The following is a 7,413-nucleotide window of genomic DNA, read 5'->3' on the forward strand; positions in this document are numbered from 1 at the left end:
GATCGAGACCCTCGCCCGGGGGTCCCTTCCTGACCCGCGGAACCTCGAACGCCCGCGGCGGGCCGGTCAGCCGCGTTCGCGCCAGCGGTTGGTGATGGGGAGGCGGCGGTCCCGGCCGAAGTTCTTCGGGGTGATCTTGGGGCCGGGCGGGTACTGGCGCCGCTTGTACTCGGCGAGGTCGACGAGGCGGACGACCCGGTCGACGAGTCCGGCGTCGTGCCCGGCGGCGACGAGGGAGTCGCGGCCCATGTCGCGCTCGACGTAGTCGGCGAGCACGGGGTCGAGGACGGCGTACTCGGGGAGGCTGTCGCGGTCGCGCTGGCCGGGGCGCAGTTCGGCGGACGGCTCCTTGACGATGATCGCCTCGGGGACGGGTTCCTGCGCGAAGGGGTGCAGGAACGGCAGGTCGGCGGCGAGGGCGGTGTTGCGCCAGCGGGCGAGGTCCCAGACGGTGGTCTTGAAGACGTCCTTGATCGGCGCGAAACCGCCGGCGGAGTCGCCGTAGAGCGTGGAGTAGCCGGTGGCGAGCTCGCTCTTGTTGCCGCCGGTGAGGACGAGGTGGCCGTGCTCGTTCGACAGGCCCATCCAGACGTTCGCGCGAATGCGGGCCTGCAGGTTCTCGGCGGCGAGGCCGTGCAGGTCGAGTTCGGCCTCGAACGCCTCGACCATCCCGGAGATCGGGACGATCCGGGAGTGCACGCCCTGGCGCTTGACGAGGTCCTCGGCGTCGGACACCGAGCCCTCGGACGAGTAGCGGCTGGGCAGCAGGACGACGTGGACGTTCTCGGGGCCGACGGCGTCGGAGGCGATCGTCGCGACGAGGGCGGAGTCGATGCCGCCGGACAGGCCGAGGACGACCGAGCGGAACCCGTTCTTGCGGGCGTAGTCGCGGGTGCCGACGACGAGCGCCGCGTAGATCTCGGCGAGGTCGTCCAGGGGTTCGGCGACGGTCGGCGGTTCGGGGTCGTAGGCGGGCACCGGGGACGACGACAGCGTGCGGCGCTCGACGGTGAACGTCGCGCCGCCGGGGGCGTCGACCGAGGCGGGACCGGGGTCCCCGGACGCCTCGGGGAGGTCGAGGTCGGTGATCAGCAGGTGGTCGACGAACTGGGGCGCGCGGGCGATGGGCGAGCCGTCCGGGCCGACGATGAGGGAGTCGCCGTCGAAGACCAGCTCGTCCTGGCCGCCGACCATGTTGACGTAGGCGAGGGTGCAGCCCGCTTCGCGCGCGCGCCCCGCGCACAGGTCGAGGCGGACGTCGTCCTTGTCGCGTTCGTAGGGGGAGGCGTTGACGGCGAGGAGGAGCCCGGCGCCCGCGGCGCGGGTGACGCTGACGGGGCCGCCGTCCTGCCAGAGGTCCTCGCAGATGACGGTGGCGACGTCGACGCCGTGCAGCCGGACGACCGGGAGCGTGTCGGCGCTCTCGAAGATCCGGTACTCGTCGAACACGCCGTAGTTCGGCAGGTGGTGCTTCGCCGAGGCGATCAGGACGTCGCCGCCGTGCAGCCACGCGACCGCGTTCAGCGGGCGGCGGCCGCCGTCCCGGCGGTCGAGCGTGCCGACGACGACGGGGACGCCGCCCATGCCGGCGTCGGCGAGGCGGCGCGCGACGTCGCCGAGGGCGCGCCGGGACGCCGCGACGAAGGACGGCCGCAGCGCGAGGTCCTCGACGGGGTAGCCGGTCAGTGCCATCTCGGGGAAGGCGACGAGGTGGGCGCCGGCGTCGGCGGCGGCCCGTGTCCAGTCCACGATGAGGTCGGCGTTGCCGTCGAGGTCGCCGACGGTCGGGTTCACCTGCGCGAGCGCGATCCGGAGCTGTGCCACCCTCCAAGGGTAATACGTCGGGGATCAGTATCGTCACTCTGACGAGAATTGGCGGCGCCGGATGGCGGGCGCGAGCGCGAGCTGCCCCGCGGCGGCGGCGAGCGCGAGGGCCAGGCAGGTCAGCCACAACGCGGGCCCGCCGCCGAGGCCGAGCAGCTGGGTGCCGCCGAGCGGCGCGAGCAGGAACCCGCCCGACCACGCCATCCCGTACAGGCCGTTGTACCGCCCGCGCAGGTCGGCGGGGGCGAGGTCGGCGACGACGGCCTGCAGGACGGCCGCCGCGACGATCTCGCCGCACGTCCACACCAGGATCGTCGCGGTGTACCCGGGAAGCGACGAGACGAGCGAGGTCAGCCCGTACCCGGCGCCGACGAGGAGGAACCCGGCGACCAGCACCCGGCTGTGGTCGCGGCGGCTCAGCCACGCACTGACCAGCGGCTGCACGAGGACGATCAGGACCCCGTTCGCGGCGATCGCCAGCCCGTACGCCTGCGGCCCGAGGCCGTCCTCCCGCATCGCCAGCGGCATGGTCGTCATGCCCTGCATCAGGACGAACGTGTACAGCAGCGTGATGACGACGTAGGCGACCATGACGCGGTCCCGCAGCGCGCGCCCGAACCCGCCCGGGGCGGACGCCGCGCGCGCCGCGCGGTCCCGCGTCTCGGGGACGGCGCGCCACACCAGCACGCCGAACGCCGCGCAGGTCAGGGCGTCGATCCAGAACAGCCACAGGAAGCCCTGCCGGGCGAGGGTCCCGCCGAGCACCATCGCGACGGCCCAGCCGAGGTTGACCGCCCAGAACAGCAGCCCGAAGGCGCGCGGGCGGTCCGCCGGGGAGATGATGTCGGCGACCATCGCCTGCGACGCGGGCCGGTACATGTCCAGCAGCAGCCCGAGGACGAGCGCGGACGCGGCGATCGCCGGGAGGCCCTGCGCGTGGCCGAGGGCGAGCATCGCGGCGCCCGTCCCGACGGTCGCGGCCGTGAGCGTGACGCGGCGGCCGACGCGGTCGGCGAGGATCCCGCCGGCGAACTGGCCGGCGAACGACCCGGCGCCGAGCAGCGCCATCACCGCGCCCGCCTGCGCGAGCGACAGGCCCCGCACGGTGGTCAGGTACAGGCCGAGGAACGGCTCGACCATCGTCCCGAGCCGGTTGAGCAGCGTGCCCGCCCACAGGACCCAGAAGGTGCGGGGGAGACCGCCGATGCGGGGTTCGAGGAACGCGGCGATCCGGCGGGGCGGCGGTCCGGCGGGGGCGTGTCGCGCGGTGGTCACGCACCGATGCTCGGGGAGCCTTCCCGGCAAGGAAATTGATTTAGCCTGTGCTTAATGGTCGAGCTGGTGTTCGCTCCGGACGACGTGGCGCGCGTCCGGTTCGCGTTCTCGCCGCTGTGGGAGATGGTGCGCAGCCTGCGGGTCCTCGCCGACCCGTCCGGGCACGCGCTCCACCTGCCGTGGGTGCACGCCGTCCGCCCGCGCCTGCGCGGCCTGGACCTCGCGCCGCTGCGGCGGATCGTCCCCGCCTGGGGGTACATCCCCGACTTCCTCACCCCGCCGCCGGACACCCCGCTGCCCGACCTCGGCGCCGAACTGGAGATCGTCCGGGCCACCCCGCCCGAGGTCGTCGCGGCCGAACTCCGGTTCATGCCGCCCGACCCGGGCCGGGCCGAGATGGCGGCGCGTCCCGGGCGCACCCTGGCGGCCGTGGCGGACCTCCTCGAGTCCTACTGGGCGGCGGCCGTCGAGCCGTACTGGCCGCGGCTCCGCGACCTGCTGGAGGGCGACGTCCTGCGCCGCACCCGGGCCCTCGCCGCGCAGGGCGCCGCCGGGGTGTTCGGCGGCCTGCACGAGGCGGTCGCGTGGCGGGCGGGGACGCTCGCGATCGACCGCCGCTGGGACTTCCGCGGCGGCCTGGACGGGCGCGGGCTGCTGCTGGTCCCGAGCGCGTTCGTGTGGCCGGAGGTGTCGGTGATGATCCCGCCCTACCAGCCGATGCTCAGCTACCCGCCGACCGGTGTCGCGGCCCTCTGGGAGACGCGCCGCCCGGCCGGGCCGGACGGGCCCGCCGCCGCGCTCGCCGCGCTGCTCGGCCGCCGCCGCGCCGGGCTGCTGCTCGCGCTCGCCTCCCCGGCGTCCACCACCGAGCTGGCCGGACGGCTGGGCGTCACGCCCGCGGCGGTCAGCCAGCATCTCGGCGTGCTGCGCGCCTGCGGGCTCGTCACCGGGCACCGGCTCGGCCGCCGCGTGCTGTACTCCCGGACGCCCGCGGGGGACGCCCTCGCCGCCGCGCCCGGCACGGCGCCCCGCTGAATCGCGCCGGCTCCCGGTCAGCGCAGGGACGCCAGCGCGTCCAGCCGCGGCGCCGGGACGGCCGCGCCCGCCTCGTACCGCCCGGACTCGGCGAGCCAGTCGACGTGCGCGCGGGGCGTGTCCAGCAGGACCCGGACGACCTGGGCGGCCGCGGCGCGCTGCGCGACGGTCAGCTCCAGCCGGTCGAGCATGTCCGGCAGCCGCCGCGCGGCCTCCCGGGCGTCCTCGATCCGCTCGGCGACGCGCTCGGCCACCGCCGGTCCCGCCTGCGCGGGCGCCGTCCCCTCCGCCTCGGCCAGCACCGCCGGCAGGTCGTGGACGTCGCCGCGCGCGGCCTCGAGATCGTGCGAGGCGAGATCGTTCGACCACGCGACGGCGTCGGCGACGGCGTGCGCGAGCGCCTTCCAGCGCGGCGTCCGCAGCAGCCGCGCGGGCAGCTCGACGCCGAGGACCGGTTCGATGAGGTCGTACAGGAACGGCCCGCACGCGCGGCGCCGCAGCGGCGCGAACTCGCGCGGCGTCGGCACGTGCCCGATGCGGCGGTTCACGGCCTCCTGCGCGCAGGCGTCCCGGTGCGCCTCCAGATGCAGCATGAAGCGGCGGCGCCAGTCGCGGCTCATGCCCTTGGACGTGGCGTGCCACAGCTCCACCAGGGTCGCCTCCAGCGGCCGCGCCCCCGGACGGGCGTGCCCGCGGCGGGTCGCGCGCAGCAGGTCGTCGTACAGCGAGTGCACGGCGCTGCCGCTGTCGGCGAGCGGCTCGTGGTCGAGCATGTCGTCGAGCGCGAGCGTCCAGGTCAGCCAGCGGGCGAACAGGTCCACGGCGGCGAGGTCGGCGGCCGGGAAGACGCGGGCCGCCAGCCGCTCGCAGCGGGCCCGGCCGAGCGGCGAGGTGTCCGGATCTCCGAGCACCAGGCCGCGGCCGCGCGCCCAGGTCTCCACCTGCGCGCACAGCCGCCACGACTCCGGGTGCATGGCCGCGGGCGCGGCCAGCGCGGCGGCCCCGTCGGCCGTCGAGAGAAGAAGAGAGATGTCCACGACGCGGTTCACGTTAATGATCAGTTCCCGGAGAAGGCCCGATCGGCACGTCAAGATTCGGGAAACGGCTGTTCGGCGCCGGGATGGGCGGGCGGTATGGGGCGTACGTCCGATACCTTCGGACGCACGGCCGAGAGCGAACACGCCACCCGGCGGCCACGGGAACGACGCCGAACGCGTAACGTCGTGGTAACAGCGGCCGGGCATACTGCACAGTGGCCGGATCCGTCGCTCCGGCGGGCCGGCGGAGCAAGGCACCGAGGGAGAAGGCTTTGGACCGTCAGCAGGAGTTCGTGCTCCGCACGCTGGAGGAGCGCGACATCCGGTTCATCCGGCTGTGGTTCACCGACGTGCTCGGGTTCCTGAAGTCGGTGGCCGTCGCGCCCGCCGAACTGGAGGGCGCCTTCGGCGAGGGCATCGGTTTCGACGGCTCGGCGATCGAGGGGTTCGCCCGCGTCTACGAGGCCGACATGATCGCCAAGCCCGACCCGTCCACGTTCCAGGTCCTGCCGTGGCGCTCGGAATCGCCCGGCGTCGGCCGGATGTTCTGCGACATCCTCATGCCGGACGGCTCGCCGAGCTTCGCCGATCCCCGGTACGTCCTCAAGCGCTCGCTCGCCCGCGCCGCCGACCTCGGGTTCACGTTCTACACCCACCCCGAGATCGAGTTCTTCCTCCTGAACACCAAACCGGAGGACGGCAGCGAGCCCGAGCCCGCCGACTCCGGCGGCTACTTCGACCACACCCCGCACAGCGCCGCGCACGACTTCCGGCGCAACGCGATCATGATGCTGGAGTCGATGGGCATCTCGGTCGAGTACAGCCACCACGAGGGCGCCCCCGGCCAGCAGGAGATCGACCTCCGGTACGCCGACGCGCTCACCACCGCCGACAACATCATGACGTTCCGGCTGGTCATGAAGGAGGTCGCGCTCGAGCAGGGCGTGCACGCGTCGTTCATGCCCAAGCCGTTCACCGAGCACCCCGGCTCCGGCATGCACACCCACATGTCGCTGTTCGAGGGCGACCGCAACGCCTTCTACGAGCCGGGCGCCGAGTACAAGCTGTCGAAGGTCGGGCGCGCGTTCATCGCGGGCGTCCTGCGGCACTCCGCCGAGATCACGGCCGTGTGCAACCAGTGGGTCAACTCCTACAAGCGGCTGTGGGGCAACGTCGGGTCCGCGGCGGGCGCCGGGGGAGAGGCCCCGTCGTACATCTGCTGGGGCCACAACAACCGGTCGGCGCTCGTCCGCGTCCCGATGTACAAGCCCCACAAGGGACACTCCACCCGGATCGAGTTCCGCTCCCTGGACACCGCCGCCAATCCCTACCTCGCGTTCGCCGCGATCCTCGGCGCCGGGCTCAAGGGCATCGAGGAGAGCTACGAGCTCCCCGCGGGCGCCGAGGACGACGTGTGGGCGCTCACGCCCGCCGAGCGCCGCGCCCTCGGCATCGAGCCGCTCCCGCAGAACCTCGACGAGGCCATCCACGCCATGGAGCGCAGCGAGCTGATGGCCGATGTCCTCGGCGAGCACGTCTTCGACTTCTTCCTGCGCAACAAGCGGCAGGAATGGGAGGAGTACCGCCGCGAGGTCACCGAGTACGAGCGCAGGCGGCTGCTGGCCGTCCTGTGACCCGCGGCCGGGGACCGGCGCATTACGGTTGAGACGTGACCGAGCCCAGCACCACGGAGCCCGACCCCACGGAGCCCACCACCCCGGAGCCCACCACCCCGGAGCCCACCACCCCGGAGCCCGTGGCCTCCGACCGCCGCCCGTCCCTCGCCGGACGCCTGGCGCGGCTCGGCTTCACCGACGCGGGACGAGCGCAGCGGCTCGTCCGCGAGGCCGAGGCGGTGGACGGCGTCCGGCTCGAGGGCGCGCTCCTGGAGTCGCTGCTCGGCGCCCTCGGCGGCACCGCCGACCCCGACCTCGCCCTCGGCGGCCTGCTGCGGCTGCTCGCCGCCGCCGACGAGCACGGCGAGGGCGCCGAACTGCGCGCCGCCCTCGCCGAGGAGGACGGCACCCGCGACCGGCTGACCGCCGTCCTCGGCGCCAGCGCCGCGCTCGGCGACCACCTCGTCCGGCACCCCGCCCACTGGCACGTCCTGCGCGACCACCTGGCCGGCCACGGCGACGTCCGCGCCGAGCTGCTCGCCGCCGTCGGCGCCCGCCCCGGCGACACCGGACCCGTCGCCGCGTCCGCGGGGGCCGGCGCGCTCGCCGGGCTGCGCGCCGAGTAC

General features: G+C 74.5%; 5 protein-coding genes and 1 pseudogene. 3 read left to right on the forward strand and 3 right to left on the reverse strand.

The window, feature by feature from the left end:
* Positions 1–66: 66 nt before the first annotated feature.
* Complete coding sequence (locus ACFQ11_RS28460) at positions 67–1,824, reverse strand: NAD+ synthase (RefSeq protein ID WP_378304122.1); 1,758 nt, start codon at positions 1,822–1,824, stop codon at positions 67–69.
* Between the two features lie 33 nt (positions 1,825–1,857).
* Positions 1,858–3,099, reverse strand: a complete 1,242-nt coding sequence (locus ACFQ11_RS28465) for an MDR family MFS transporter (RefSeq protein ID WP_378304124.1) — start codon at positions 3,097–3,099, stop codon at positions 1,858–1,860.
* Positions 3,100–3,153: 54 nt separating this feature from the next.
* On the opposite strand from ACFQ11_RS28465, the gene ACFQ11_RS28470 reads away from it, so the two are divergent.
* Positions 3,154–4,134 (forward strand): ArsR/SmtB family transcription factor, encoded by a 981-nt coding sequence (locus ACFQ11_RS28470; protein WP_378304126.1) that lies wholly within the window; start codon positions 3,154–3,156, stop codon positions 4,132–4,134.
* A 17-nt stretch (positions 4,135–4,151) separates the two neighbouring features.
* On the opposite strand, the gene ACFQ11_RS28475 is transcribed toward ACFQ11_RS28470, so the two are convergent.
* Positions 4,152–5,171, reverse strand: coding sequence for a terpene synthase family protein (locus ACFQ11_RS28475; protein ID WP_378304128.1), 1,020 nt, complete (start codon positions 5,169–5,171; stop codon positions 4,152–4,154).
* A gap of 272 nt (positions 5,172–5,443) precedes the next feature.
* Here ACFQ11_RS28475 and glnA point away from each other — a divergent pair, with 272 nt between their 5' ends.
* Both glnA and ACFQ11_RS28485 read left to right on the forward strand, forming a co-directional pair.
* Positions 5,444–6,805: a type I glutamate--ammonia ligase gene (gene glnA / locus ACFQ11_RS28480; RefSeq protein WP_378304131.1), complete on the forward strand. Its 1,362-nt coding sequence runs from the start codon at positions 5,444–5,446 to the stop codon at positions 6,803–6,805.
* A 35-nt stretch (positions 6,806–6,840) separates the two neighbouring features.
* Positions 6,841–7,413, forward strand: a pseudogene (locus tag ACFQ11_RS28485) (hypothetical protein); the annotation flags it as partial.

The organism is Actinomadura sediminis (genome assembly GCF_042675525.1).
GTDB classification, from domain to species: domain Bacteria; phylum Actinomycetota; class Actinomycetes; order Streptosporangiales; family Streptosporangiaceae; genus Spirillospora; species Spirillospora sediminis.

What these genes read in the sequence shown, in the direction of transcription:
- ACFQ11_RS28470 (WP_378304126.1), top strand. Translation starts at nt 3,154, where the DNA reads ATGGTCGAGCTGGTGTTCGCTCCGGACGACGTGGCGCGCGTCCGGTTC.